This is a genomic window from Mesorhizobium sp. WSM4836 (assembly GCF_055811815.1).
Genome location: NZ_JBVVQF010000041.1, coordinates 1 through 21,964, shown reverse-complemented (window position 1 = coordinate 21,964; position 21,964 = coordinate 1). Strand labels below are relative to the sequence as shown.

General features: G+C 62.4%; 21 protein-coding genes and 1 pseudogene. 11 read left to right on the top strand and 11 right to left on the bottom strand.

Features of this window, described 5'->3' with window-relative positions; genetic code table 11:
- The first annotated feature begins 447 nt into the window (after positions 1-447).
- From AC0L2P_RS30210 to AC0L2P_RS30200, 3 genes are all read left to right on the top strand, one after another.
- Positions 448-2,607: a transglycosylase domain-containing protein gene (locus AC0L2P_RS30210; protein ID WP_473506683.1), complete on the top strand. Its 2,160-nt coding sequence runs from the start codon at positions 448-450 to the stop codon at positions 2,605-2,607.
- A 95-nt stretch (positions 2,608-2,702) separates the two neighbouring features.
- Entirely contained in the window at positions 2,703-3,287 is a 585-nt protein-coding gene (locus tag AC0L2P_RS30205; protein ID WP_473506681.1) for a DUF1214 domain-containing protein, read from the top strand.
- Positions 3,280-3,828, top strand: a complete 549-nt coding sequence (locus tag AC0L2P_RS30200) for a DUF1254 domain-containing protein (protein WP_473506679.1) — start codon at positions 3,280-3,282, stop codon at positions 3,826-3,828. Before AC0L2P_RS30205 ends, AC0L2P_RS30200 begins: the two co-directional genes overlap by 8 nt.
- 14 nt (positions 3,829-3,842) lie before the next feature.
- Here AC0L2P_RS30200 and AC0L2P_RS30195 read toward each other — a convergent pair whose 3' ends face one another.
- On the bottom strand, positions 3,843-4,028 hold the full coding sequence (locus AC0L2P_RS30195; RefSeq protein ID WP_023677835.1) for a hypothetical protein: 186 nt from the start codon (positions 4,026-4,028) through the stop codon (positions 3,843-3,845).
- A gap of 187 nt (positions 4,029-4,215) precedes the next feature.
- On the opposite strand from AC0L2P_RS30195, the gene AC0L2P_RS30190 reads away from it, so the two are divergent.
- On the top strand, positions 4,216-5,226 hold the full coding sequence (locus AC0L2P_RS30190; RefSeq protein WP_473506677.1) for a hypothetical protein: 1,011 nt from the start codon (positions 4,216-4,218) through the stop codon (positions 5,224-5,226).
- Between the two features lie 10 nt (positions 5,227-5,236).
- Here AC0L2P_RS30190 and AC0L2P_RS30185 read toward each other — a convergent pair whose 3' ends face one another.
- The 3 genes from AC0L2P_RS30185 to AC0L2P_RS30175 form a co-directional block, all read right to left on the bottom strand.
- Complete coding sequence (locus tag AC0L2P_RS30185; RefSeq protein WP_473506675.1) at positions 5,237-5,584, bottom strand: DUF1491 family protein; 348 nt, start codon at positions 5,582-5,584, stop codon at positions 5,237-5,239.
- A 95-nt stretch (positions 5,585-5,679) separates the two neighbouring features.
- Positions 5,680-6,453, bottom strand: coding sequence for a peptidoglycan-binding domain-containing protein (locus tag AC0L2P_RS30180; protein WP_473506673.1), 774 nt, complete (start codon positions 6,451-6,453; stop codon positions 5,680-5,682).
- Complete coding sequence (locus AC0L2P_RS30175; protein WP_473506710.1) at positions 6,428-8,173, bottom strand: sensor histidine kinase; 1,746 nt, start codon at positions 8,171-8,173, stop codon at positions 6,428-6,430. The genes AC0L2P_RS30180 and AC0L2P_RS30175 overlap by 26 nt, the downstream gene beginning before the upstream one ends.
- Positions 8,174-8,693: 520 nt before the next feature.
- On the opposite strand from AC0L2P_RS30175, the gene AC0L2P_RS30170 reads away from it, so the two are divergent.
- Positions 8,694-9,059 carry a DUF5330 domain-containing protein gene (locus AC0L2P_RS30170; protein ID WP_473506708.1) on the top strand — a complete coding sequence of 122 codons (366 nt, stop codon included), beginning with the start codon at positions 8,694-8,696 and terminating at the stop codon, positions 9,057-9,059.
- A gap of 117 nt (positions 9,060-9,176) precedes the next feature.
- Positions 9,177-9,605 (top strand): SufE family protein, encoded by a 429-nt coding sequence (locus AC0L2P_RS30165; RefSeq protein WP_473506707.1) that lies wholly within the window; start codon positions 9,177-9,179, stop codon positions 9,603-9,605.
- 114 nt (positions 9,606-9,719) lie between these two features.
- Here the strand turns inward: AC0L2P_RS30165 and AC0L2P_RS30160 are convergent, their stop codons facing one another.
- Positions 9,720-10,145 (bottom strand): Ros/MucR family transcriptional regulator, encoded by a 426-nt coding sequence (locus AC0L2P_RS30160; RefSeq protein ID WP_473506671.1) that lies wholly within the window; start codon positions 10,143-10,145, stop codon positions 9,720-9,722.
- Between the two features lie 673 nt (positions 10,146-10,818).
- On the opposite strand from AC0L2P_RS30160, the gene AC0L2P_RS30155 reads away from it, so the two are divergent.
- The 3 genes from AC0L2P_RS30155 (at position 10,819) to AC0L2P_RS30145 (ending at position 14,181) form a co-directional block, all read left to right on the top strand.
- Positions 10,819-12,945 carry a S9 family peptidase gene (locus tag AC0L2P_RS30155; protein ID WP_473506669.1) on the top strand — a complete coding sequence of 709 codons (2,127 nt, stop codon included), beginning with the start codon at positions 10,819-10,821 and terminating at the stop codon, positions 12,943-12,945.
- Between the two features lie 81 nt (positions 12,946-13,026).
- Positions 13,027-13,653: a LysE family translocator gene (locus AC0L2P_RS30150; protein ID WP_473506668.1), complete on the top strand. Its 627-nt coding sequence runs from the start codon at positions 13,027-13,029 to the stop codon at positions 13,651-13,653.
- A 144-nt stretch (positions 13,654-13,797) separates the two neighbouring features.
- Entirely contained in the window at positions 13,798-14,181 is a 384-nt protein-coding gene (locus AC0L2P_RS30145; RefSeq protein ID WP_473506666.1) for an SET domain-containing protein, read from the top strand.
- An 11-nt stretch (positions 14,182-14,192) separates the two neighbouring features.
- Here AC0L2P_RS30145 and AC0L2P_RS30140 read toward each other — a convergent pair whose 3' ends face one another.
- The 4 genes from AC0L2P_RS30140 to AC0L2P_RS30125 all read right to left on the bottom strand — a co-directional run bounded on the left by AC0L2P_RS30140 (position 14,193) and on the right by AC0L2P_RS30125 (position 17,352).
- The gene (locus tag AC0L2P_RS30140) at positions 14,193-15,143 is read right to left on the bottom strand and encodes a cytochrome c (protein WP_473506664.1); all 951 of its coding nucleotides are present in this window, start codon (positions 15,141-15,143) and stop codon (positions 14,193-14,195) included.
- 8 nt (positions 15,144-15,151) lie between these two features.
- Entirely contained in the window at positions 15,152-15,595 is a 444-nt protein-coding gene (locus tag AC0L2P_RS30135) for a c-type cytochrome (RefSeq protein ID WP_473506662.1), read from the bottom strand.
- A gap of 174 nt (positions 15,596-15,769) precedes the next feature.
- Positions 15,770-16,366: a superoxide dismutase gene (locus AC0L2P_RS30130; protein WP_023677850.1), complete on the bottom strand. Its 597-nt coding sequence runs from the start codon at positions 16,364-16,366 to the stop codon at positions 15,770-15,772.
- Between the two features lie 107 nt (positions 16,367-16,473).
- Complete coding sequence (locus AC0L2P_RS30125; RefSeq protein ID WP_473506660.1) at positions 16,474-17,352, bottom strand: branched-chain amino acid aminotransferase; 879 nt, start codon at positions 17,350-17,352, stop codon at positions 16,474-16,476.
- A 151-nt stretch (positions 17,353-17,503) separates the two neighbouring features.
- Here AC0L2P_RS30125 and AC0L2P_RS30120 point away from each other — a divergent pair, with 151 nt between their 5' ends.
- Positions 17,504-18,166 carry a haloacid dehalogenase type II gene (locus tag AC0L2P_RS30120; RefSeq protein ID WP_473506658.1) on the top strand — a complete coding sequence of 221 codons (663 nt, stop codon included), beginning with the start codon at positions 17,504-17,506 and terminating at the stop codon, positions 18,164-18,166.
- A 174-nt stretch (positions 18,167-18,340) separates the two neighbouring features.
- Complete coding sequence (locus AC0L2P_RS30115; protein ID WP_473506656.1) at positions 18,341-19,165, top strand: L,D-transpeptidase; 825 nt, start codon at positions 18,341-18,343, stop codon at positions 19,163-19,165.
- A 369-nt stretch (positions 19,166-19,534) separates the two neighbouring features.
- Here AC0L2P_RS30115 and AC0L2P_RS30110 read toward each other — a convergent pair.
- Both AC0L2P_RS30110 and AC0L2P_RS30105 read right to left on the bottom strand, forming a co-directional pair.
- Positions 19,535-19,708, bottom strand: a pseudogene (locus tag AC0L2P_RS30110) (carbohydrate ABC transporter substrate-binding protein); the annotation flags it as partial.
- A gap of 175 nt (positions 19,709-19,883) precedes the next feature.
- Entirely contained in the window at positions 19,884-21,650 is a 1,767-nt protein-coding gene (locus AC0L2P_RS30105; RefSeq protein ID WP_473506654.1) for an adenylate/guanylate cyclase domain-containing protein, read from the bottom strand.
- Positions 21,651-21,964 lie beyond the last annotated feature (314 nt).

The following is a 21,964-nucleotide window of genomic DNA, read 5'->3' as shown; positions in this document are numbered from 1 at the left end:
AGCTAAAGTCTGAAAACGCGAATTTCGCTGTAAGATAGGTGTTTCACAGCGGAAATTCAATTTCTCAGGCAGTTGGCATGACCCACTGTGGTGAGAGGTCTGGCGGAAATAATACCTGTTAATATTAATATTATCACGGATCGCAAATATTCTCTGGCCCCGGAAATCGAGCGCCAACGCGCCGTCCGCGAGAGCCTGCGCCGGCACGGCACAGGAGCCGAGGGAGGCGAGGACATTGGGTATTTCATGCGCTTCATCGCCGCGCGGTGTTTGCGGCTTGCCGGAGCCGTCTTCCCTCGACGAACCCCACTATATCTTCATCGCCCTCGTCTTCATCGCACTTGTAGGCAGCACCAAAATGGACGAATAGTCTTGAAAGACGCGCCGCCGTGAAATTGCCGGCATGCGGTTTCTCAGTTGGCGGCATCGCCGCAGCCGGATCCTGGAATGGCCAGTCCTTTGGAACCACGCAAAAGAAGAGGTCCGATCGCCGCAAGGCTGCTAGCGGTGGATGCGTGGATCGATTCCTCTGTCTACGAAATCGGCTTCAGGGCGCGCCAGTTCTGGGAAGCGGCGACCATCTTCTCGCGGCGTTTCCGCGTCGGCGGCTGGCGCCGCGGCCTGATCGAACTGTTGAGTGAAGGCTTTACGCTCGGTGCCGGCGGCATCGTCGTGCTTTTGGCGCTGGCCTTGCCGGCCTTCCAGATAACCGCCGGCGACTGGCGCACGCAAGGCGACTTCGCCGTCACCTTCCTCGACCGCTACGGCAACGAGATCGGCCAGCGCGGCATCATCCAGCGCGATTCGGTGCCGGTCGACGAGATGCCCGACCATGTCATCAAGGCGGTTCTGGCCACCGAGGACCGGCGCTTCTTCGACCATTACGGCATCGATGTGCTCGGCCTGTCGCGGGCGATATTCGAGAATGTGCGGGCAAATTCCGTGGTCCAGGGTGGCTCGAGCATCACCCAGCAGCTGGCCAAGAACCTGTTCCTGACCAATGAACGGACGTTCGAGCGCAAGATCAAGGAGGCCTTCCTGTCGCTGTGGCTCGAAGCCAATCTGTCGAAGAAGGAAATCCTGCAGCTTTACCTCGACCGCGCCTATATGGGCGGCGGCACTTTCGGCATCGAGGCGGCAGCCGATTTCTATTTCGGCAAGAGCGTCAAGGACCTGAACCTCGCCGAGGCAGCGATGCTGGCCGGCCTGTTCAAGGCGCCGACCAAATATGCGCCGCACATAAACTTGCCCGCCGCTCGGGCGCGGGCCAATGTGGTGCTGTCCAACCTGGTCGATTCCGGCTTCATGACCGAAGGCCAGGTGCTGCAGGCAAGGCTGCATCCGGCCGGAATTGTCGACCGCGGCGAGCAGAAAAGCCCCGACTATTACCTCGACTGGGCCTTCGACGAGGTCAAGAAGATCGCCGCCAAAGGCGGCCCGCACTCGCTCGTCGCCCACACCACCTTCGACGCCAACATCCAGAAGGCGGCCGAAGAATCGATGGAGTTCCACCTCCGCCAGTTCGGCAAGGAATACAACGTCACCGAGGGCGCTATCGTCGTCATCGAGACCAATGGCGCGGTCAGGGCAATCGTCGGCGGCCGCGACTACGGCGCCAGCCAGTTCAACCGCGCCACAAAGGCGCTTCGCCAGACCGGCTCCTCGTTCAAGCCCTATGTTTACGCGACGGCGATGGAGCATGGCTTCACGCCGGATTCGGTGGTTTCCGGCGGACCGATCTCGTGGGGCAGCTGGTCGCCCCACAATTACAATGGCGGGTCGGCCGGCAAGGTGACGCTGATCACGGCGATGGCCAAATCGATCAACACGGTGCCGGTGCGGCTAGCGAAGGATTATCTCGGCATCAAGCCGATCAAGGCGCTGGCCGAGGCGATGGGCGTCGAGTCGCCGCTGGAATCGCACAAGACCATGGTGCTCGGCACGTCGGGCATGACAGTGATGGACCAGGCGACGGGCTACAGCGTGTTCGCCCAGAACGGCTTTGCCGGAACCCGGCACGGTATCAGCCAACTGTTCACCCGCACCGGCGAGGTGGTCTACGATTTCGCCAAGGATGCGCCGCCGCCGCACCGGGTCCTGTCGGAGCAGGCGCTCAAATACATGAACACCATGCTGGCGGCGGTGCCGGTGATCGGTACTGCCCGGCGCGCAGCCCTTCCAAACATCGTTGTCGCGGGCAAGACCGGGACGACCCAGTCCTACCGCGATGCCTGGTTTGTCGGCTTTACCGGCAACTACACGGCCGCCGTCTGGCTCGGCAATGACGACTTCACCGCGACCAACAAGATGACCGGCGGCTCACTGCCGGCAATGGTGTGGCAGCGCCTGATGCTCTATGCGCACCAGGATATCGACGTCAAACCGATCCCCGGCCTCGATCACCCCTTCGTCGATGCCGAAATCGCCGCCAAGGCCGAGGAAGCGGAAAAGAAGAACGCCGAACAGGCAGCAGCCGAGGACGCCGCCGAGCGTCCGCCGGTGCTGTCCAGCCGCACCACCCAGACCCTGAAGGAACTGACCAAGCTGTTCCAGGCGGCACCCGTGCTCGATGCGCCCGCTGCGCCGGAGACCCTGTCGGCGCTGTGACGGCCAATTCCGCGGGCCGCTTGCCACAAGCCCCTGCGCCGCGATATCCCCGAGCGGCAATCTTTCAGTCCCCGGCCTTCGGTTCCTGCCTCCTCATGCTCAAGAACGCCTTCCTGATACTGCTTTCGCTTGCCATCGCCGTCGTCGGCGGTGCCGGCAGCGTCTGGTACGCGCTGAAGCTGCAGGACGGCGTCGGCGCCATCAGGATCGGCCGATGGACCGCCTTCCCCGATATCGGCACGCCGACGGCGGATCCCTATTCCAAGGCCCGCGTGGCTCGCGAAGGCGTGCTGGCGCTCGGACAGGCGGAAGGACTGTCCTTCATAGCCGAGCGCGATTCCGGCGGCGAACAGCTCAAGCGGCAATGCGCTTACAAGATTGCGGGCGGCTTTCCCACCGCCCGGTTCTGGACGCTTTATGCCGCCGACCAGTCGCTTGGCGTGGTCGAGACCGGCAAGCCAAGGCCGGCTGCGCTGCAGTCGTATCAAGTGCTGCGCCAGGCTGACAATTCGGTGGTCATTTCCGTCGGCAGCCGCCCTGCGCCCGGCAACTGGCTGCTGACCAGCGGTGCCGGCAGGATGTACCTGGTGCTTACGTTCTACGACACGCCGATCGCCAGCAGCACCGGTCTCTCGGACGTCTCACTGCCGCAGATCCAGAAGGTCGGCTGCAATGCGTAGCCTGCTGCATGCCGTGCTGCTCGGCCTGCTCGGCGCCGGCATCGTGCACATCGTCGTGCTGCTGCTCGTCCCCGAGTTTTCCGAACGCGACGCCTGGTCGCGATTGGCCATGGCTTCGGATCTCTACAAGATGACCAGGCTCGACGCGGAAGCCGGCGGCGCGCCGGTGGTGAAATCGGTCGATCCACTGTTTTATGCGGCGGCTTGCCGCTTCGACCTTGCCGAGGGGATGGTACGGGTCAAGGCGCCGGGAAAGGTGCCGTTCTGGTCGATATCGGTCTATGACCGCAGCGGCCACAACATATACTCGTTCAACGACCATAGCGCGACCGCAGGCGTGCTGGATACCGTGGTGCTGACGCCTGCCCAGATGATCGAGGTCCGCAAGGATCTTCCCGAGGAACTGCAAGGGGCCATCTTCGTCGAGGCGCCGATAGAGGAAGGCGTATTCGTCATTCGTTCGTTCGTGCCCGACGACAGCTGGAAGCCGATCGTCTCGCGGTTTCTAGAACAGAGTTCCTGCGAACTGCAGGATTTTTAAGCCGGTTCCGACACTCAGTGATGCGGTACCGGCAATGTTCCCGAAGGTCCCGGCTTGTCGGGGCCGGCCGGCCGCGTTTCGCCCGTCAGCGGCCGCTGCTCGTAGCGCACCCCGGGAAAGATGATCACTGCCGCCGGTGCGGCTTGTTGTGCTCGATTGGTTGCCGCCGTTCGCGGCACGAAAGACAGTACCATGCCCATGGTTCGCGTATTCCTCTCGGTTGCCCCGGAGCACAACGCAACGCCTCCATAGCCGATTAAGAAGGCAGTAGGTTAACGGAGCGCTAACGGATCGCCGCTAAATTGATCTTTGTTCTTGGCAAACGCGAAACCGGTACAGCCCGGCAGAGCGCTGTCCAGATCGTGTCGAGTGTCGGGCGTATCCTTCGTGTCAGCTTCGGATTTCAGGCAAATCGCAGCAGGAGCTGAATCAGGAAAGGCCGAAAGGCTGTTCCGCGCCGCGGTGTCGGCGTTCTGTTCGCTCACCCGCCCTTCGCGCCGGGAGATCGCGCAACTCGAAGACCTGACGCTGCCGCTGTTCGACAATGTCTCGGTCGAATCGCGCCGCTACGTCGCGGCAGCCCTTTCCGAATGCGAATATGCACCCGCCGCGCTGGTGCGGCGGCTTTGCCAGGAGCGGGTCGACATCGCCGCTCCGCTGCTCATCCGCTCGCGCGCCCTCAGCGACGTCGACCTGATCGCGCTGATCGGGCGTCACGGCCTGCCGCATGCCCGTGCCATTGCCCGCCGCAAGGATCTCAATCAAACGATCGCGGATCTCATCAAAGTGCTCGAAAGGCCGACGCTGGTGCGCTCGCAACAGCCCGAGGCGACTGCCAACGCCGCGTCCGAAAACGCCGAAGCGGTTGTGGCCGGTGCCGACAGGCAAGAGGCTTCCGATGCCGCCGCCGAAACGGTGCGCCGCCGGCTGCGATCCATGATGCGCGCCGAGAGCGGCACCGCCATCGGTCCGTTCGTCGAGCCGCAAATCTACGTCAAGCTGCGCGAGACCGCGCTGACCGGCAATGCGGCATTCTTCCAGACAGCGCTCGCCGATGCGCTCGAAGTCGATTTTTCAACAGCGCGGACGCTTACCGCGAGCCACAACTACACACCGCTGCTGGCCGCCTTGCGCGCGCTCGACCTCAGCGAAGACAAGGCGTTCCTGATCACGGCCGCCATCTATCCGAGCGCGTTTCCGCACCCGCAGGCGATCCGCATCTTCCTCGACCGCTACCGCCTGCTGCACCGCGACGCGGCGCTGGACAGGCTCCGCGGCTGGAAGGCCGACACCGTGTCGAAAATTGTTCGCAAGCCTGGGCGCGTCGCTGCAAATGCCGACCTGCGCAAGCCGAACAGCGCCGATGTAACCGCCATCCCAAAGGCGCGTCGCATCTGAAGGTTTGCCGTTACGAGACCTTGACCGAGATAAGCTCCTCGACGGGAATGCCCCCCGCCTCGATCTCGATCACCCAGATATCCGGATCGAATTTCTTCTCGCGCTCCAGCCGCGCGTCGAAGATGGCGGCATCGTCACCTTCGCCAAGCAGGCTGAAAAAGCGGTCGTCCGGCCTGGCCGAATCGTAGCTCGTCTGCGGCGCCGGCCCGAACAGCGCCATCTCTCCCAGCCTGCCACGCGCCAGCACGAAAACCGCACCGGCCTCCGTCGCGCCGCGCTTGACCACGGCGGCAAAGCCGCCGGCGCTGAAAACCCGGCGCAACAGCGCCGACACCCACAGATCGGTGGTTACCCGCATGGAGAATTCCTGGACATGCGGCGGTCCTTACAGCATCGGCCGGAAGACCGTAAACGGTCTTTGCCGAGCCGAGCGCCGAGCGACCGTCACGACCCTCAGTTGGTCAGGCCGATCTCGCGCATCTTGACGTAGACGATCTCGTCTGGTTCGCCGGTCTCGGGCAGGCCGAACAGCGCCTGGAATTCCTTGATCGCGGCCTTGGTGCGTGCGCCGACGACGCCGTCCAATTGCATGTCGTCATTACCGAAGGCCTTCAGTCCGGCCTGGATCTTGACGATGCGGGGATCAGGCGTTTGCGCTGCCGCATTTGCCGGTGCGGATACCGGAATGGCGGCCGGAGCAGCGGCCGTTTCGGCCGGCCGCGGCACGGGATGCGGAACCACGGCCGCGGTCTTCGGCGTGGCGCCCAGTTGATCCAGCAGGACGCCGTCGATCTCGCCGGAGGCATTCAGTCCGACCTTCTGCTGATAGGCCTGGATGGCCTTGCGCGTATTCGGTCCGGGAATACCGTCGACGGTGCCAGAATAGAAATCGAGATCCTTCAAGATGCCCTGGACCTGCTCGACGACCGGGTCGCTCTTGATCGGCGCAGCAGCCGGACGCACGATATTGATGGTGGTTTCTGGCTCGTCGCTGTCCGCCCGCGGAAAGCGCTCGATGCTCCTGGTGGCGAAAAACGCGCCGGCATGCGGAAAGGGCTGGTACCAGAGAGCGTTCGCCGAGACGTAGAACAGCGTTACCAGGAATGCGGTGGAGCCGCCGACCACAACAGGATTGCGCGAGATCAGGCTGCCCAGCGCCATCGCTCCGTGCTCGAAGGCATTGCCGCGGCGTTTGACCGCCTTAGGCTGTTTTGCGGAGCGACCCATTGCTCTCCCCCTTGCCACCGTCCGCTCTGAGTTTGGCCGCGGACATCGGCACCACGCCGGTCTTCTCCGCCGAGCGGCCCGTCGGGCCGCTCACGGGAAGGCTGATCGTCACCGTGGTGCCCTCGCCCGGCATGCTTTCGATCGACATTGTGCCGTCGTGCAGCGCCACCAGCCCCTTCACCAGCGAAAGCCCGAGCCCGGTGCCTTCGAAACGGCGGGTATAGTCGTTCTGGATCTGCATGAACGGCTTGCCGAGATTGGCGAAATCTTCCTCGGCGATGCCGATGCCGGTGTCCCGGACCCAGAAATGCAGCCGCGAGCCGATCCGCTTGGCGCCGATGACGACATTGCCGCCTTCGGGCGTGAACTTGATCGCGTTGGAGACGAGATTGATCAGGATCTGCTGCACGGCGCGACGGTCGGCATTTATTTCGCCTGCGTCCGGCGCGATCTGGGCCTGCAGATCGATGGCCTTTGCCTCGGCTTGCAGGCGCATCATCGACTGGCACATCTCGACCGCTTCGCGGAAGCGGAACGGTTCCGGTTCGGTCGCGTAGGCGCCCGATTCGATCCGCGATACGTCGAGTATCGAGGTGACGACGGCAAGCAGGTGCTGGCCTGAATCCCTGACCAGCCCGACATATTCCTTCTGGCGCGGATCCTTGAAGCTGCCGAACATCTCGTGCAGCAGCATATCGGAAAAGCCGATGATGGCATTGAGCGGGGTGCGCAGCTCGTGGCTGACAACGGCAAGGAAGCGTCCTTTCGCCACCTCGGCGGAGGCAGCCGCCTCATTGGCTGCGGCAAGCTCCTGGCGCAGTCCGGCCAGTTCATCGTTCTCGCGCAGAAGAAGCGTGAAGACAGTCTCCTGCCCCGGTGCGCGCATCATCTCGAGCGAAAACGGCCGGTAGTTGTCGGCCGTCACCCCGCTGTTCTGCGGCAGCCGGACGCGAAGGTCGAGCCGGCGCGACAGGGCGCCATCGCGCATATCGGCCAGCGCACTGAGATACGGGACGCGGTCGGACAGATGGATGCGATCGAAAAGTCCGGTGGCGAAAAGCAGCTCCGGCGGCAGCCTCAGCATAGTGCGTGCCTTAGCCGAGGCGTCCAGAACCTCACCATGCGCAGCGATTCGAAGCACGACGGCGTCGATCAGGTCTTCGAGCCGTTGACTGCCGGCCGGATCGAGCTGAGCGCTGGCGGCGCCACGAAGTGGAGCGACACGCGGAATGAGAGTGAGCGCCCAGGCCAGTGGTACCAGCCAGTGCCATGCGGCGAGTTCGGTCTGGCCGAGCGGCAAGACGGAACCGGCAAAAGGCTGCAGCAGGACTGCGACAAGGGCCGATATGGCGCCCCAGATCACGGCATGGCGCGACTGGCCGATCCACCAGGCTTCAAACGTCAACGCTACCGCAAGCACGGCAACCGGCGATGCCAGACCGCCGGCAGCAACGATAAGGGCACCTAGGGCAACACTGGCGACGACCAAGGCGAGTTTGCCGGCCAGGGTCATCTTGCCCGATGCAGCCACCAGCAGGGCGGCGAACCAGCAAAGGCCAAACGCCGCAAAGATCGCAGCCACGGTCACGGCCGCACCCATGCCCGACGTGACCAGCGTCACCGCTGCACCTGCGCTGAAGAAAGGAGCCGCCAGCATGACGCCAATGAACCGGCTATGACGACGACGGTCGCCCTGGCCGAGGACGGACGGATGAACCATCCGTTCGCAACCGGCGGCTATTGCGCCCGGCAACTCGGCGTATCTGGCCTTGATCGCACTCAACTCAACGCACCCGGTCGTGAACGGCCCCGCTTTGCAGGCGGCTTTTGTCGATTCGAAACTCGCATCCAGCGTTTAAGGAATGGATAAGGCTGGGCCGATCGTCCCCCGGCCGGCTGCAAATATCGGGATACCGGCGGGGAAAAACCGGGGCAACTGCCGCCATAGTAAACGGAGCGTTATCCGGGCCGCCCGCGCCTGGACCTGCGGCCGCCGGCATCAAACTGTCGCCGATTAAGAAAATGTCCACGAAAAAACAACAGGTTGGATGGTTATCAATTGCTGAACAAAATCCGAGCCGTTCGAGGCAAATGAACTTCAAAACGCTTCGTTTCGAATCTGCCTAAAATTTGAGGAAAACTGTTGCTTTCGGGACAAGCCGTCCTTTGTGCGTCTGTGCCAGTATCGCGGTACACGGGTTGTGCGGTTCCGATGCATGACCGTCATAGAGGACAGACAGATGGGCTTCCTGATAAGAGCTGCTTTCTGGTTTTCGCTGGTGCTTCTGGCGCTGCCGATGGGTGTCGGCGCCGATGATGCGGGCCGCGAAAGCGTCGGGCCGCTCCAGGCGCTGTTTGCCGCGCGCGAAGCCGTGGGCGACATCGCCGGCATCTGCGAGCGCAAGCCGGACGTGTGCGAAACCGGCAAATCGGCAATGCACACCATCACCGCCCGGGCAAAGGAGACCGCCAAGATCGCGGCTGCCATGCTGGACGACAAGGCCGCTGAACCCGATACGGTGACGACCACCGGCAGCGTGCCCGAAATCGTCTTGCCGGCGAAAGTCGATCTGCCGGCGAAACTGCACTTGCCGGCGAAGAAATGAGACGTTTTTTTTCGGCCGAATTCATCGCCAGACCGCAAGGCTCCCCGCGCCCGGCGCCTGCGGCGTTTCTCCTCTTTTTTCGTGACGTGGCAGCGCCGGATGACTATATCCGGGGAAATGACGACAACGATCCAGACCATCCGCGACGACTTTTCCCTGCTTGACGAGTGGGAAGACCGCTATCGTTATGTGATTGAACTGGGTGAAGCGCTGCCGCCGTTTCCCGACGAGCAACGCACGCAAGCCAACAAGGTGCCCGGCTGCGTCAGCCAGGTCTGGCTGACCACCGAACAGGGCGAAGGCGCCGATCCCGTTATCACCTTCAAGGGCGATTCCGACGCCCATATCGTGCGCGGCCTGGTCGCCATCATGCTGGTGCTGTTTTCGGGACGGCCCGCCAGCGAAATCCAGAGGACCGACGCGGAGGCAACGCTAAAGGCGCTCGGACTTGACGAGCACCTGTCGCCGCAGCGCGCCAATGGTCTTCGCTCGATGGTCAAGCGCATCAAGCGTGACGCCGAAGCAGCGCTGAAGCAGACCGCCTGATCGCACGGCAGTTGCCGGCGGTATGAAGAACTGGCGGCCCGAGCTTGATCACCCCACAATGCGAAAACGGCGCCCGCAGGCGCCGCTTGAGTGTCAAACCGGAAGAGCCGCTTGTCAGCGTCCCTTGGGCTTGCGGCCGAGACCCATCTTTTTGGCGAGCTGCGAACGGGCGGCCGCGTAGTTGGGCGCAACCATCGGGTAGCTCGGGTCCAGATTCCACTTTTCACGATACTGGTCGGGCGTGAGATCATAGTGGGTCATCAAGTGACGCTTGAGCGACTTGAACTTCTTGCCGTCTTCGAGACAGATGATGTAGTCGTCATGCACTGACCGTTTCGGATTTACCGCCGGCTTCTGCTTGTCGGCAGCCGGCTGCTCGGCGGCCCCGCCGACGCGCCCGAGAGCGGCATGGACGTCGGCGATGAGGTTCGGCAGTTCGCCGACCTGCACGGGATTGTTGCTGACATAGGCGGCCACCACGTCGGCGGTGAGCTCGATCAGCGCGTCGCTGTTTCTGGAAGGTGTTTCGGTAATATCCATGGCGTTCAGGCCCCAACGAGAATTGTTTCTGTTTGCGCCCGTTTTGATAGGTTGGGCATCGCGCGAACTTGTGCAGGAAAAAGCCTCCGCGATTCGCGTCGCGGCATCTTAATGGGCCGGGGCGCCAAGTAAGTCAATTCGCTTCTTTCCGTCTATTCAGCGGTACAAGTCAAATCTTCCATATTCAGCTTCACTCTTTCGTGCAGAGTGTAACTTTGTCGTTTTCTCTGGTCAGACCAGCATCGACTGACGCCGCGGCAAGCAGCCATTACACAGACGGCAGCAGGTAAATAGAGCTCAATGCTTGATCCTATCGGCAGCGTTACAGCCCGGCCGATCGGCGGATTCAGTAAAATCATAGGTTGCGAAGCGTTACTGTTGCTCGTGAGCCGTCGGCCGTAACGGGCGTGCTGCGTCACTGAGAGGGGGTGACGTATCTTCCGTAGACCCAGTTGGCCACTTGCCAAGCCGCGAAGGCGGTTGCATGAGATCGACTGGTATTGGCCAGGGTCATCGCAGCGATGGCGAGGACTGCGGCAGTCCGGGAAAAAATGTTCTTGTCCTCTCCTCCAGCCCATCCTCTCCAAGCACCACGACAACAGATCGCAGCCGTTGAACCCGCGCTGATCGGCGTGTTCATTCGCCATTCAAGTAACTTCCGCAGCGAGACGCAATGACCAGAACCCCAGTGTTTCCGACCGCCACGTTTCCGACCGCCACCCCACCGCAGCCGGAGAAGCGGCCGATCCTCGACACGCATCACGGCATGACGCGGAGGGACGACTATGCCTGGCTGAGGGCCACTAATTGGCAAGAGATGTTCAGGGATCCGTCCCTGCTCGACGGCCAAATCCGCGCCCACCTCGAAGCCGAGAATGCTTACCAGGCGATGCTGATGGCCGATACGGTCCAACTACAGAAGCAGCTTTTTGCGGAAATGAAGGGACGCATCAAGGAAGACGATTCTTCCGTGCCGATGAAGGACGGGCCTTACGCCTACGGCTCCTCCTTCAAGCTTGGCGGCCAGCAGCCGCGTTATTTCCGCACGGCGCGCGACGGCGGCGACAAGCAGATGTTGCTCGACGGCGATGCCGAGGCCGAGGGCAAGCCCTATTTCCGTCTGGGCGGCGTCGATCATTCGGACGACCACCGCAAGCTGCTCTGGGCCTTCGACGACAAGGGTTCCGAATTCTACACGCTGCGCGTCCGCGATCTGGCCGGCGGCAACGATCTGGCGGACAGGGTCCCGGACACCGGCGGTGGCGGTGTGTGGGATGCCGGCAATGACGGTTTTTTCTACACCCGCCTCGACCCCAACCACCGCCCTTCCAAAGTGCTGTTCCATGCGCTTGGCGACAATCCTGAAAACGACCGGCTGATCTACGAGGAAACCGATCCCGGCTTCTTCATGGATGTCGGCGGCACGCGCTCCAACGAGTGGATCATGATCGGCATCAACGATCACGAGACCTCGGAATACCGCATCATGAGCGCCAACGATCCGTTCGCGGAGCCGAAGCAGGTTGCAGCGCGCCAGACCGGCCTGCAGTACGAGCTCGAGGAAGGCGGCGACATCTTCTTCATCCTCACCAATGCCGACGGCGCCAAGGACTTCAAGATCATGACGGCGCCGGCCCATGATCCGGTGCGCGCCAACTGGCAGGAACTGGTGCCGCACGAAGCGGGCCGGCTGATCCTTTCGGTGATCGGCTTCAAAGACCACATGGTCCGGCTCGAGCGCAAAGAAGGCCTGCCGCGCATCGTCGTGCGCGACCGCAAGAGTGGCGAGGAGCACCTGATCTCCTTCGACGAGGAAGCCTTCTCGCTCGGCCTGTCCGGCTCCTACGAATACGACAGCGAGATCATGCGCTTTTCCTATTCGTCGATGACGACCCCGGCGCAGGTCTTCGACTACAACATACGCACCCGCGAGCGGGTGCTGCTCAAGACCCAGGAAGTGCCGTCCGGCCATGACCCGGAGCACTATGTCACGCGCCGGCTGATGGCGCCTGCCGCCGACGGCGAACTGGTGCCGATCTCGCTCCTCCACCACCGCGACACGCCGCTCGACGGGTCCGCCCCTTGCCTGCTTTACGGCTACGGCTCTTATGGCATCACCGTGCCGGCCGCGTTCAACACCAATCTGTTTTCGCTGGTCGACCGCGGCTTTGTCTACGCGATAGCCCATGTTCGCGGTGGCAAGGACAAGGGCTATGGCTGGTACGACGACGGCAAGCGCGCGAACAAGATGAACACGTTCACCGATTTCATCGCGGTCGCCGAGCACCTCGTCGTTGAACGCTACACCGCCCATGATCGCATCGTCGCGCAAGGCGGTTCGGCCGGCGGCCTGCTGATAGGCGCGGTCGCCAACATGGCGCCGCAATGCTTCGGCGGCATCGTCGCCGAGGTTCCCTTCGTCGACGTGCTCACCACCATGCTCGACGCCAGCCTGCCGCTGACGCCGCCGGAATGGCCGGAATGGGGCAATCCGATCGCCTCGGCGGAGGATTACCGGACCATCGCCGCGTACTCGCCCTACGACAATGTCGCCGCACTCGACTATCCGCCGATCCTGGCGCTGGCCGGCCTGACCGACCCGCGCGTCACCTACTGGGAGCCGGCCAAATGGGTGGCACGGCTGCGCGACCGTAAGACAGGTGAGAATCCGGTGCTGTTCAAGATCAACATGGATTCGGGCCATGCCGGCGCCTCCGGCCGGTTTTCGAGGCTGGAGGAAATCGCCTTCACCTACGCCTTCGCGCTCAAGGTGACAGGCAAGGCCGGGCTTGCGGCGTGAACACCCGGGGGTGAGCGGTCATTGCCTTCCGTTCCGAGACGTGGCTTTCATTCGCGGTCAGAGTTGCGGAGACGCCCACCAATGATCGATCTCACCACATTGATTGCGTATGTCGCGGTTGTGCTTGGCTTTGTCTTCATCCCGGGTCCTGCCACCCTTTTGACCGTGGCGCGGGCTACCAGTTCCGGAACCAGGGTTGGCATCGCGACCGGCGCGGGGATCGCGGCCGGCGACGTGGCTCACACCGTCATGGCGATCGTCGGCATTTCGGCAATCATTGCCACGTCGGCGGCGCTTTTCAGCATAGTGAAGTACATCGGCGCAGCCTACCTCATTTATCTCGGCATTCGCGCGATCATCGAGAAAACGCCTGCCTATCCGGCCGCGGGCGCACTTGCGATCCCCGCTGCCAAAGCATTTCGGCAGGCTGTTTTGACCGAGGTTCTTAACCCCAAGACCGCGCTTTTCTTCCTTGCATTTCTTCCGCAGTTCGTGCGGCCTGAAAACGGATCGGTGATGCTTCAACTGGCGACATTGGGCGTGATCTTTGTTCTGTTGGGCCTCGTCAGCACGGTGGTTTTCGCCGTGGGTGCGGGCGGCCTCGGCGCTTTCCTGCGCCGAAACCCGACGGTGCTGAGATGGCAAGGCAAGGCTGTCGGCGGCATCTATTGCGCCTTGGGCATCCGGCTTGCGTTGCAACAGCGCTAGGGTCTCGACAGGCGACCCCGTATGAGGCTTCGGATACTGGGCAGGCACAGCTGATTTTCCGCTCGCAATTGCAAAGGTCGCGCGCTACCCAGTGCGCGGCCTTTTCACAACCGCCGCCAACACTCAATCACCCAGGGATCTGCCATGTTGCTCGTCGATGTCTATCTCGACAAATCGCCCATCCAGGGCATCGGCGTCTTTGCCAAAAACCACATTCCCCGCGGCACGCTGGTCTGGAAGCTCGACCCGAAATACGACCGGCGCATCGAGGTGGTGGCCTACGAACGGGAAACCGGGCCGGTGAAAACCTATCTCGACCGCTACGCCTACCCGGACCGGCGCGACCCGAACTACATCGTCTTCGAAGCCGACGATGCGCGCTACATGAACCATGCCGACGACCCGAATTGCGACGTCTCGCAACCTGAGGAGACCTATGCCTTGCGCGACATTGCGCCCGGCGAGGAAATGACCTGCGACTACAATCACTTCTTCGAAACCGGCTTCGACTTTCTCGGCGACCGCTGACGCAACGGCTGTCAGCTCGCCGGCTTCTTGCGCGCCGGATAGCCGTTGGCATGCGGCGGCACGGCTTTCAAATAGGCGGCGATCGCCGAGCGGTCCTCCGGCGTCAGCACGGCCATGTTGCGTTGCACGTCGACCATGGCGCCGCCGACCGTATCGAAGTCCGGCGTGAAGCCGGTTTCGAGATAGTTGACCATGTCGGCTTCGGACCAGTCGGCGATGCCGCCCTCGCCCGACGTGATGTTCGGTACAATGCCGCTGCCTTCGGCGGCGGCCGCACCTGCCAGCCATTGGCTCTTCCTGGTGCCGCCGGCAAGGTCCCGCGGCGTGTGGCATTCGCCGCAATGGCCGGGGCCTTCGACCAGATAGCGGCCTGTCAACACCGGATCCGATGTGCCGTCGGGAAAGGAAACGACCGGCTGGTCACTCAAATAGAGCAGCTTCCACAGACCAAGACCGCGTCGGACGTTGAATGGAAATCCCAGCGAATTGGCCGGCGCCTTGCCGCCGACCGCGGGCAACGTCTTGAGGAATGCATAGAGATCGGCAATGTCGGCCGGCTTCATGCGCGCGTAGGAAGTATAGGGAAATGCCGGATAAAGATGCTCGCCCGACGGCGACACGCCCTTCAGCATGGCGTTGGCAAAGTCCTCAACCGACCAGGCGCCGATGCCGTCCCTGGTATCCTGCGAGATGTTCGGCGGCACGAAGATGCCGAACGGCGTCTTGAGCTCGACGCCGCCGACCAGCTGAAGACGGGCGTCGCCTTGCGACCCGGGCTTGGCATGACAGGATGTGCAGCCGCCGGCGTAGAAGATGCGCTTGCCCCTGGCGGCGTCGCCAGGACCAAGCTCAGCCAGAGTTGCCGCATCGAGCCTGACCGGAGCCGACAGGAACCAGCCGGCAATCGCGACGGCGCCGCCCAGAACGAGGGCGGCGCCGACGAGCTTCTTCAGCAAGGGCATCGCCCCTGTCAGCCTTTTTTCACCCTGTAGCTCTTGTGGCAGGTGCCGCAGTCACCGCCAATGGTGTTGAATTGTGCCTTCAACGCCTCGGCATCCGCCGGCGCCGCAGCGACCGCTGCCTTGACGTCGGCGAGGTACTTGCCTTCAGCCGTCTTGAAGCCCGCCATGTCCTGCCAGATTTTTGGGGATGCCGTGGTGTCGCCGGTGTCGCTGCCCGCCGGGAAAAGCGTGTGGACGCCGGCATGGAATTTCTCGGCATTGGCCTCAAGCGCCTGCAACGCCGTCAAGACCGAAGCGGCGTCGTAGGGCGTTTCACCCTTGACCACTTTCGACAAGCCGGCGGCGATCTTGCCACGTTCCTTCATCAGGGCCTGCCGGTCGGCGACCGGGTCGGCAAATGCCGCCGAACCGGCGAAGGCGAGCATCGAAATGGCGAGGATAAGCTTTCTCATTCACTTGGCTCCATGTTGAAGGCAATTCAGGATGCGGTCCCACCCCAATGACAAACGGCAAGGATGGCTTAAAAATTCCGACGCTTCGCCTCACGCTTGCGTGAAATTTTTGCAGCTGTCGTTCTGATGCTGAAAAAGAAAAGCCCCGGTTCTGCCGGGGCTTTCTGGAACGGATCAGGCCTTTTCGTAGAGTTCGAGCACATAGTCCCAGTTGATGAGACTGTCGACGAAGGCTTCGAGATATTTCGGCCGGGCGTTGCGATAATCGATGTAGTAGGAATGCTCCCAGACATCGACGCCGAGGATCGGCGTCGCGCCATGGACGAGCGGGTTCTCGCCGTTCGGCGTCTTCGAGATCGCCAGCTTGCCGTCCTTGACCGAGACCCAGGCCCAGCCCGAACCGAACTGGGTGGTGCCGGCGGCGATGAAGTCGGCCTTGAACTTGTCGTAGCCGCCAAGATCGCTGTCGACCGCCTTTTGCAATGCACCCGGTAGCTTGTTGCCGCCGCCGCCCTTCTTCATCCATTTCCAGAAATGGATGTGATTGTAGTGCTGGGCGGCATTGTTGAAGAGGCCCGCATTCTTGCCGAAGGACTGTTTGACAGCCTCTTCGACCGACAAATCGCCCATGCCCGCTTCGGCGGCCAGCTTGTTGCCGTTGTCGACATAGGCCTTGTGGTGCTTGTCGTGGTGATATTCCAGCGTTTCCTTGGACATGTAAGGCTGCAAGGCCTCGTAGTCATAGGGCAAGGCGGGCAATTCAAAAGCCATCGGTCGTACTCCCTCGAGGAAAAATCCGGTGTCGATACCGGACTAACATAGGACTGGATTGGTCTGGAACAACTCCGGAAACGAAGCGCCGGCCGCTTTTTAGCGGGTCAGCCGGGCGAAGTCGAATGCGCCCATTCCCAATAGAGTTCGCGCGCCTTCTTGGCCACCGGTCCGGGCTGCAGATTGCGATCCTCGATGCGGGTGACCGGTACGACTTTCGAGTGGTTTCCGGTCGAGAAGATTTCGTCCGCCTCGAGGAAGTCGCGGATCGACAGCGTCTTTTCCGTCGTCGTGAACCCGTATTCGCCCAGCAGGGCCATGGTACGCGCGCGGGTGATGCCGGAGAGGAAGGTGCCGTTCGGTGCCGGCGTCAGGACATGGCCGTCCTTGACCAGGAAAATATTCGAGGTGCCGGTCTCGGCGACATTGCCCAGCATATCGAGCACCAGCGCATTGTCGAAGCCGCGCATCTTGGCTTCGAGGATGGCCCGGCCGTTATTGGGATAAAGGCAGCCGGCCTTGGCGTTGGTCGGCATGGTTTCGATGGTCGGGCGCCGGAACGGCGACACCGTCACCGAGAAACCTGCCGGCGAGATCATCGGCGATTCGTAGAGGCAAAGACAAAAGCGCGTCGAGGCCGGGTCGGCCGGCACGCCCATATAGCCGCCATGCTCGGCCCAATACATCGGCCTGATGTAGACCGCCGTGTTGCCGTCGAACTTCTTCAGCCCGTCCCAGGTCAGGCTGACGATCTTGTCGGTGCTCATCGTCGGCTTCAGGCCGAGCGCGATCGCCGAGGCGTTCACCCTTGCTGCATGGCGATCGAGGTCGGGAGCGACGCCCTCGAACCAGCGGGCGCCGTCGAACACGCTGGTGCCGAGCCACATGGCGTGGCTGCGCGGCCCTAGAATGGCAACGTTGCCCTCGTACCAGTCGCCGTCGACGAAGGTCCATGTCGCGGATTGCGCCGCAGTCGCCAGTGTCATTGCCAGGTTCCGTTCGATGCTTGTTGCGTTGCATTGGAAGATGCTTTGGCGGCCGCCGTCAACCGGCTTGGCTGAGATTTGTTGAGGCCAGCGGGCTGGCGGACTGCAATCAGCACTTGCGCCTTGCCTTACGCGGCCTCAAAACTGTCGAATGCAGTTCGCGGCTTACGTTTTCGATGCCTATGGCACGCTGTTCGACGTGCATGCGGCCGTGCGCCGTCACGCCGACGAGATCGGGCCTGACGGCCAGTTGCTGTCCGAGATCTGGCGCGCCAAGCAGCTGGAATATTCCTGGGTCAGGACGCTGATGGGAGCCTATGCCGATTTCTGGCAGCTCACCGAGCAGGCCCTCGACTTCGCCCTGCGCAAGGTTCCATCCGCGGATGCCGGACTGAGGGCGAAGCTGCTCGAGGCCTATTGGCGGCTGGACTGCTATCCGGAGGTCCCGGCGGTGCTCAAGGCGCTGAAGGCATCGGGAGCAAGGCTGGCGATCCTGTCCAACGGTTCGCCTGAAATGCTGGAGGCGGCCGTCAAGTCCGCCGCGCTCGACCAGGTTCTGGACGCCATCTTTTCCGTCGACAGCGTCAGGCGCTTCAAGACCGACCCGGCGGTCTACGACATGGCCACCACCGGCTGGCGCCTCTATCCGGGCGCGGTCTCCTTCCAGTCATCGAACCGCTGGGACGTCGCCGGCGCCACCAAATTCGGCTTCAGGACAGTGTGGATCAACCGCACGAACCAGCCAGAGGAATATCGCGACTTTCCACCGGCCCTGATCTTGCCCTCACTCGAAGGTCTGCTGGCCGGGGGTTGATGCCGGACATGTTGCCTCGGCGCAACAGTGACGATCCAGTCACAGCTTTGCCTTTGTTTGTCCACCCTGCGGCCAGAATTGGAACCGCCTATCGCGCGGAGCATTGCTCGAGCACCTGCGCGCAACCGGACGCATTCATGCTTTGTTGCGATTTGAGACTTAAAAAAGGCAATCATGTTCACACCCCCATCGTCCTCTCTGCGCCTTAGCCGTCGCGGTTTCCTCAACGCGGCAGCCCTTGGCGCCGCCTCGGTCGCGGTCTCCAGTTGCACCACGCTGTCGCAACAGCCGGTCGAGCCGCCGCCGCCGACCTATGTCGAGCCGGCGCTCGGCGATTACGTGACGATGTATGGGCCGATGTCGGATGGCGGCTTCGAGCTGCCGGCCATACCGGTCGACAAGATCGACCCACAGTTCCTGCGCCAGATCGTTGACGATCCGACCGGGCAGCAGCCGGGCACCATCGTCGTCGATACCACCAATCACTTTCTCTACCTGGTGCGCCCGGGCGGCCAGGCTATCCGCTACGGTGTCGGCCTCGGCCGCGCCGGCTTCGAATGGTCGGGCGATGCCGTGGTCCAATGGAAGCAGAAATGGCCGAAATGGACGCCGCCGGACGAAATGATAGCGCGGCAGCCGGAGTTGAAGCCGTACAGCGCCGATAATGGCGGCATGTCGGGCGGGCTCAAGAACCCGCTTGGCGCGCGGGCGCTCTATCTCTTCCAGGGCAACCAGGACACGCTCTACCGCTTGCACGGTTCGCCGGAATGGCGGTCGATCGGCAAGTCTGTGTCGTCGGGCTGTGTTCGCCTGATGAACCAGGACATTATCGATCTCTACGACCGTGTGCCGAACAAGACCCCGGTCGTGGTGACGGCCGATATCGGCCAGCCGATGGTGGCGACAGCAAACCGCAGAGCCATTCCGATCGACGCCGGCGTGCCTGAAGGATCGATCTTGCTCGGTCCGATAAAATCAATCACAAACTCGATCTTCTGAGCTGGTCGAAAGCGCGGGCGAGATCTTCCTCGCTCCTGGTGGTTCCGGTTAGATAGCTGCCTGAGCCATCGGATTTGCGCTATGGCAATCTACCACCCGAACGCGACTCCGCGGTCAGCGTGCCAACGGCAGATCTGCGCCCAAGGTCGGTGGTTCAGGAGACTATAGCCGTATCCCAAAAGCAGACATTCGAGCGAACAGGCACGAAGGTGCGCTCTGCGCGCGATATGCAGACGTTCAGTACGTGACTCGCCGACGACCCCTCAGTCCGGCGCGCATGGTCGCGCATCCAAGCCGTAGCAAGACGTTCCCGGAATCAGCGACGAGGGCGCTCGGCCCCGCGCTGCATATTTGACACGTTATGTTCCGCTAGTTGCAGCGGTCGTCCCGCAGCGTCGCATCCCAATCGAGTGCCAGTGCGTCGAGCGCCTCCTTTGCCGTGCCCGTCCCACTAATCATGTAGGGCCCGAGGCGATTGTTCAGTTGCTCAAGCAGCCTTGGATAGGACGGCACAGCCCAGAAGTCTTTCACGACGAACATGCTGCCGCCAAGCCGACGTTTGGGAAGGTCAACTTTTGACCGATTCTCTTGAAAAAGACCGCGCCTAAGTCCTTGAGGACGCAAAGCGGTCATGGGCGATGGACGTTCGGAGTTGTGCAATCACCCTCGCCGAGGAGCTGCATCGCACCTCGGCCACGGGGTCTCATCGGCGCAGTGGCTAGCCCTCTTCCAGTCCTGCGATCCGCAAGCCCTCGAGGATCGCTGACATGCGCGATGGATCGTATTCCGGCAGTCCTGCCCTGATCCTAGCGATCGTGACGTCCGGCGCGAGTGCCCGGAATTTTGTCAGGTATCGTCGCGCCTCATCCATTCGGCCGAGCTGGGCATTTGCCGCGATCAAGGTCCAGTAGCTCGGATCGAGGCCCGCATTGATCGCCATTGACCGCTCCGCGGCCTTCATCGCCTCGGCATAATTGCCGAGCGCCATATGTACCAGCGCAATATTGGTCATGGCCCACGGCACCGTCGGATCGCCCGGGCTCATCAGGATCGCGCGCCGACTATGGGCGAGCGCGTCCTCCAGATTTCCGCAATGGAATTCGGCGATACCTGCGGTCATCAGCACAAACTGGCTGTTGGGGTTCGCCTCGACGGCATTGGCGACGATCTGCATGCCCCGGTCATAATCCCGCAGGGTCGCCAGCGTCAGGCCGCATTGCGCCAGCACGGTCGCATCGCCCTGCGGATCGGCGAGTGCGCGGCGCACCAGATCGAGACAGGCTGCCCGGTCGTCGCCGGTCAGCGCTGGCCAGCCCATGGCAACGCGGAATTCAAGGGCAAAACAGGCACCGGTCAGAAACGGCGCGTAGTGCGGCTCGAGCGCGACTGCTTCCATCATTAGCGCAAAAGCCTGGGCATTGTCCTCGGGCCGCGCGCTGTGAGTCTTCGACAGTGCCCTCAGGTAGAGATCGTAGGCATCGAGGCTTTCCGGGCGTTTCCTGCGGGAGCGTTCGATTTCGGCCTGTCGGATCTGTGGTTCTATGACGCCGATCACGCTTTCGGCAATGCGGTCCTGCACGTCAAATACGTCTGCGACGACGCCATCGAATCTGTCGGCCCAAAGATGCGCCCCGGATACGGCCTCGATGAGCTGTGCAGTGATGCGCAGCCGCTCGCCGGAGCGTCGCACGCTGCCTTCGAGCACGTAGCGAACTCCGAGCTCCCTGGCCACCTGACGCACATCGATTGCCTTGCCTTTGTAAACGAAGCTCGAATTGCGGGCGATCACCGCAAACGACTTGAACCGGCTGAGCGCCGTGATGATGTCCTCGACAATGCCGTCGGCAAAGTAATCTTGCTCCGGGTCGCCGCTCATGTTCTGGAACGGCAACACCGCAAGCGCCGGCCTGTCGGGCAGGCGCTCCGTTGGACGCGATGGGCCGAGCTGCTTTGCTCCATCCGGGCGCAAACGATAGGCGCGGATCGGCCGGGCGATGTTCTTCAGCGCCTGCTCGCCCATATCCTCGAAGCGCAGGCCGATCTTTCCCGCTGCATCTTCCTGCACGCGTGCGGAAACGCAGATCCCGCCCGGCTCGGCGATCCTCTCCAGACGCGCGGCGATGTTGACTCCCTCGCCGAAGACGTCACCGTCCTGTTCGATGATGTCGCCGACATTGATGCCGATCCGGAATTCGAGCCGTTCGTCAGCTGCTACGGCGGCATTGCGTTCTGCCATGCCGGCCTGCACCTCGACGGCGCAGCGCACCGCGTCGACGACACTGCCGAAATCCGCCAACAGCCCGTCGCCCGTCGTTTTGACGATCCTGCCGCGATGCCTGGCAATACAGGGATCGAGGTGCTCACGGCGATGGCTGTTCAAGTGCTTGAGGGTACCCTCCTCGTCGGCGCCCATCAGCCGACTGTACCCGGCGACGTCAGCCGCAAGGATCGCCGAGAGTTTGCGCTCGACGCGGCCGGCTTTCATCCGAGTCCCTCCAAGGCTTCACCATCATATTCGGCCAGGTCAACCGACCCAAGGCCGATCTTCCGGTTCTTTGGGGTCGCGTCAACCATGCCCACCAGAATGTCGGCTTGTGGCGGTCAACTCCAGACAATGCACCTGTCGCGCCGCGTCCGCTCTTGCTTTCCGGAGGCCGAAAGCTGCTGGTCCGCTGTCGGCCCATTTCGATCGTTCACTAATATGCATCGCGACGGCAGTTCATGGCGGATATCGTTGAAAAAGTCGGCCGCGTCTCGGCCACGACATCGACTGATGTCAGGCCGTGAGCAGACGTCTTC

What these genes read in the sequence shown, in the direction of transcription:
- AC0L2P_RS30140 (WP_473506664.1), bottom strand. Translation starts at nt 15,143, where the DNA reads ATGCCCTTGCTGAAGAAGCTCGTCGGCGCCGCCCTCGTTCTGGGCGGC.
- AC0L2P_RS30195 (WP_023677835.1), bottom strand. Translation starts at nt 4,028, where the DNA reads ATGGGCATGGTACTGTCTTTCGTGCCGCGAACGGCGGCAACCAATCGA.
- AC0L2P_RS30165 (WP_473506707.1), top strand. Translation starts at nt 9,177, where the DNA reads ATGACGACAACGATCCAGACCATCCGCGACGACTTTTCCCTGCTTGAC.
- AC0L2P_RS30145 (WP_473506666.1), top strand. Translation starts at nt 13,798, where the DNA reads ATGTTGCTCGTCGATGTCTATCTCGACAAATCGCCCATCCAGGGCATC.
- AC0L2P_RS30180 (WP_473506673.1), bottom strand. Translation starts at nt 6,453, where the DNA reads ATGGGTCGCTCCGCAAAACAGCCTAAGGCGGTCAAACGCCGCGGCAAT.
- AC0L2P_RS30115 (WP_473506656.1), top strand. Translation starts at nt 18,341, where the DNA reads ATGTTCACACCCCCATCGTCCTCTCTGCGCCTTAGCCGTCGCGGTTTC.
- AC0L2P_RS30185 (WP_473506675.1), bottom strand. Translation starts at nt 5,584, where the DNA reads ATGCGGGTAACCACCGATCTGTGGGTGTCGGCGCTGTTGCGCCGGGTT.
- AC0L2P_RS30210 (WP_473506683.1), top strand. Translation starts at nt 448, where the DNA reads ATGGCCAGTCCTTTGGAACCACGCAAAAGAAGAGGTCCGATCGCCGCA.
- AC0L2P_RS30155 (WP_473506669.1), top strand. Translation starts at nt 10,819, where the DNA reads ATGACCAGAACCCCAGTGTTTCCGACCGCCACGTTTCCGACCGCCACC.
- AC0L2P_RS30105 (WP_473506654.1), bottom strand. Translation starts at nt 21,650, where the DNA reads ATGAAAGCCGGCCGCGTCGAGCGCAAACTCTCGGCGATCCTTGCGGCT.
- AC0L2P_RS30125 (WP_473506660.1), bottom strand. Translation starts at nt 17,352, where the DNA reads ATGACACTGGCGACTGCGGCGCAATCCGCGACATGGACCTTCGTCGAC.
- AC0L2P_RS30175 (WP_473506710.1), bottom strand. Translation starts at nt 8,173, where the DNA reads ATGGTTCATCCGTCCGTCCTCGGCCAGGGCGACCGTCGTCGTCATAGC.
- AC0L2P_RS30170 (WP_473506708.1), top strand. Translation starts at nt 8,694, where the DNA reads ATGGGCTTCCTGATAAGAGCTGCTTTCTGGTTTTCGCTGGTGCTTCTG.
- AC0L2P_RS30130 (WP_023677850.1), bottom strand. Translation starts at nt 16,366, where the DNA reads ATGGCTTTTGAATTGCCCGCCTTGCCCTATGACTACGAGGCCTTGCAG.
- AC0L2P_RS30160 (WP_473506671.1), bottom strand. Translation starts at nt 10,145, where the DNA reads ATGGATATTACCGAAACACCTTCCAGAAACAGCGACGCGCTGATCGAG.
- AC0L2P_RS30200 (WP_473506679.1), top strand. Translation starts at nt 3,280, where the DNA reads ATGCGTAGCCTGCTGCATGCCGTGCTGCTCGGCCTGCTCGGCGCCGGC.
- AC0L2P_RS30135 (WP_473506662.1), bottom strand. Translation starts at nt 15,595, where the DNA reads ATGAGAAAGCTTATCCTCGCCATTTCGATGCTCGCCTTCGCCGGTTCG.
- AC0L2P_RS30205 (WP_473506681.1), top strand. Translation starts at nt 2,703, where the DNA reads ATGCTCAAGAACGCCTTCCTGATACTGCTTTCGCTTGCCATCGCCGTC.
- AC0L2P_RS30120 (WP_473506658.1), top strand. Translation starts at nt 17,504, where the DNA reads ATGCAGTTCGCGGCTTACGTTTTCGATGCCTATGGCACGCTGTTCGAC.
- AC0L2P_RS30150 (WP_473506668.1), top strand. Translation starts at nt 13,027, where the DNA reads ATGATCGATCTCACCACATTGATTGCGTATGTCGCGGTTGTGCTTGGC.